Raw genomic sequence first — 2,206 nt, forward strand, 5'->3', positions numbered from 1 at the left:
TTCGCGACGTGCACCAGATCAAGCTTCCGGGGCTGGAGCCGCGCGGCGCGGTGGTGGCGGAGATCGACCTCGATGGAAGCCGGACGCTGCGCATCATCGCCGCCCATCTTGGCCTGCTGCGCCGCTCGCGCTCCCAGCAGGCGCGCGTCGTGCTCGACCTGATGAACAGCCCGGACGAAAGACCGACCCTGCTGCTCGGCGACCTCAACGAATGGCGGCTTGGCAACCGCTCCGCTCTCAACACGCTGCATGCGACGTTCGGCCCGCAGCCGCCGGCGGTCCCCACCTTCCCGTCGAACCTGCCGCTGCTGGCGCTCGACCGGATCATGGCCAACCGGCATGGCATGATTGCCGCCATCGACGCGCATGACACGCCGCTTTCACGCGTTGCCTCCGACCACCTGCCGCTGACGGCCTTCGTGCGCCTGGAGCGGGTGGACGATAACGCCTTGATGTCTCCCGCGTCGCAAAGAGTGTAAAATTAAGCGGAACGCCGGGTTCTTCCGCGAGTTACCATGTCTTGAACGTGTAGGAGGACGAGATGAAGAAGTTGATTCTGGCTTCCCTGTTGGCATTGGCCGCGACAGCGGCGATCACTGCGCCGACGCAAGCGGCAAGCGTGACCATCCAGTCCGACGACGACGACAGATATCTGCCGGATGACAATTCCGACAGTGGGATCGTTATTCGCCGTCACCACCGGGATCGCTATTACGACAATCAGTATGATGGCGACCGGAACGTTCAGTATGACGATGGCGAATACCGGTACGGCGAATATCGCCGCCACCACCGGCATCATCGCTGCCATATCGAACTGGTCAAGCACTGGCGCCACCACCACAGGGTGATCGAAGAGGTCCGCGTCTGCGGCTGATCCCGATCGAACCAACCGGCCGGCCAAAGCCGGCCGGTTTCATCGCGTATGGTGGCGAGAGATGCCGCCACCAGTTGGAAATGCCCCTGCAGACGACTGACGCGCGGCGCGGTTCGCGCAGCTGGATTACCTGGCTGATCTTGTCGCGATTGCGCTTGGCACGGTAACCCACTCTCCACCATCCCCGTCAAGCGGTACCGGCCCGCTTCCCAGGGCATGGCAATCGGTTAGCGGATCCCACCATGGACCGGTCGTTGCCCGACCCGTGTTCGGGTTGGGCTTGCTCTTCGCATTTGGTGCCTCTGGACACAGCCGTGGAAGGCTGAAAAATGTGGAGCGCAACTCGGCTTTTGGAGTTGAACCGGAACACCAGGAGGATGGCGCTGAAATTGGAAGATATTGCCGGCCATCCGGCGTTGCATCGCTACGTTCAGGAACAGTCCCTGGCGCTGATCCGAATCTATGAGGAGAGCCCTCGCCTGGCTTCCATTTTCGCCACGCAGCAGCGTTGGCTGATGGGTCATGTCGGCCTCGCCATGCATTTCAGGCGCGATCCGCACGACCGCCGCAAGGAACTGACGGTATCGCGGTTCATCGAGTTCGTGCACCAGCATGCGGTCGCCAGCCGCAACACGGCGGACGCTTTCATCAAGGAGATGCTGCACTACCACATCGCCGAGTATGTGTCGGGTGGCGACGGCCGTACGCACCCTTTGCAGCCGACGGCGGCAACCGTGCAGACCTTTACCGGCTGGGTCCTTGCCCATCTGCGGACGCTGGATCGCCTCGACGGCGCTGACCGCTTGGCCAGGTTCCTCGAACACCCCGAGATGGTTGCCGGGCTGCAGCCTCTGGTGGCGGACGGCCTGCTTGCCTCCAAGCCGGTGCGCGAACCCAACCAGACCTTTTCGCTGTTCATCTGGCTCAACAATGGCGGCATCGTCATGGACTGGCTGATGTCGGGCATCGACCCCGATCACGCCGGCCTGGACCAGATTCCGACCAGCGTGGTTTCGATCGGAGATTTCGCCAAATGGCTCAAGCTCTCGCGGACCCATCTGGCCCGCAAGCTGCGCGCTGCCGAGAATCTCGGCAGCATCGGCTGGCTCGGCCAGCGCGGCCATTCGGTGATGTGGGTGTCGAATACATTCTACCAGGAATACATGACAGTCCAGGCGGCCAAACTGGCCATCGTCGACACCGCTTTCAATGCCTGTTTTCCGCCGGCTGGAAGCTGATCGGTGCGGCATCCCCGTAACGGGGATGCCTTTCAATGCGGGCGATCAAAATCCCGAAGTTCTCAGTCGATGTCGAACGACACGCCCTGGG

The 2,206-nt window shown here is 62.4% G+C and carries 3 protein-coding genes; all 3 read left to right on the forward strand.

Going from position 1 to position 2,206, the window contains the following annotated elements; translation table 11 throughout:
• The coding region (locus tag EN991_RS33240) for an endonuclease/exonuclease/phosphatase family protein (RefSeq protein WP_348630516.1) at positions 1 to 479 on the forward strand (479 nt) is incomplete at its 5' end.
• A 62-nt stretch (positions 480 to 541) separates the two neighbouring features.
• Entirely contained in the window at positions 542 to 877 is a 336-nt protein-coding gene (locus EN991_RS33245) for a hypothetical protein (protein ID WP_127370322.1), read from the forward strand.
• 377 nt (positions 878 to 1,254) lie between these two features.
• Positions 1,255 to 2,115: a hypothetical protein gene (locus EN991_RS33250; protein WP_024502664.1), complete on the forward strand. Its 861-nt coding sequence runs from the start codon at positions 1,255 to 1,257 to the stop codon at positions 2,113 to 2,115.
• The last annotated feature ends 91 nt before the right edge of the window (positions 2,116 to 2,206 follow it).

This window comes from Mesorhizobium sp. M7A.F.Ca.US.005.03.2.1, from assembly GCF_003997795.1.
GTDB lineage: Bacteria > Pseudomonadota > Alphaproteobacteria > Rhizobiales > Rhizobiaceae > Mesorhizobium > Mesorhizobium ciceri.

Excerpts from the sequence above, each read along its gene's own strand:
- EN991_RS33245 (WP_127370322.1), top strand. The coding sequence starts at position 542 with ATGAAGAAGTTGATTCTGGCTTCCCTGTTGGCATTGGCCGCGACAGCG.
- EN991_RS33250 (WP_024502664.1), top strand. The coding sequence starts at position 1,255 with ATGGCGCTGAAATTGGAAGATATTGCCGGCCATCCGGCGTTGCATCGC.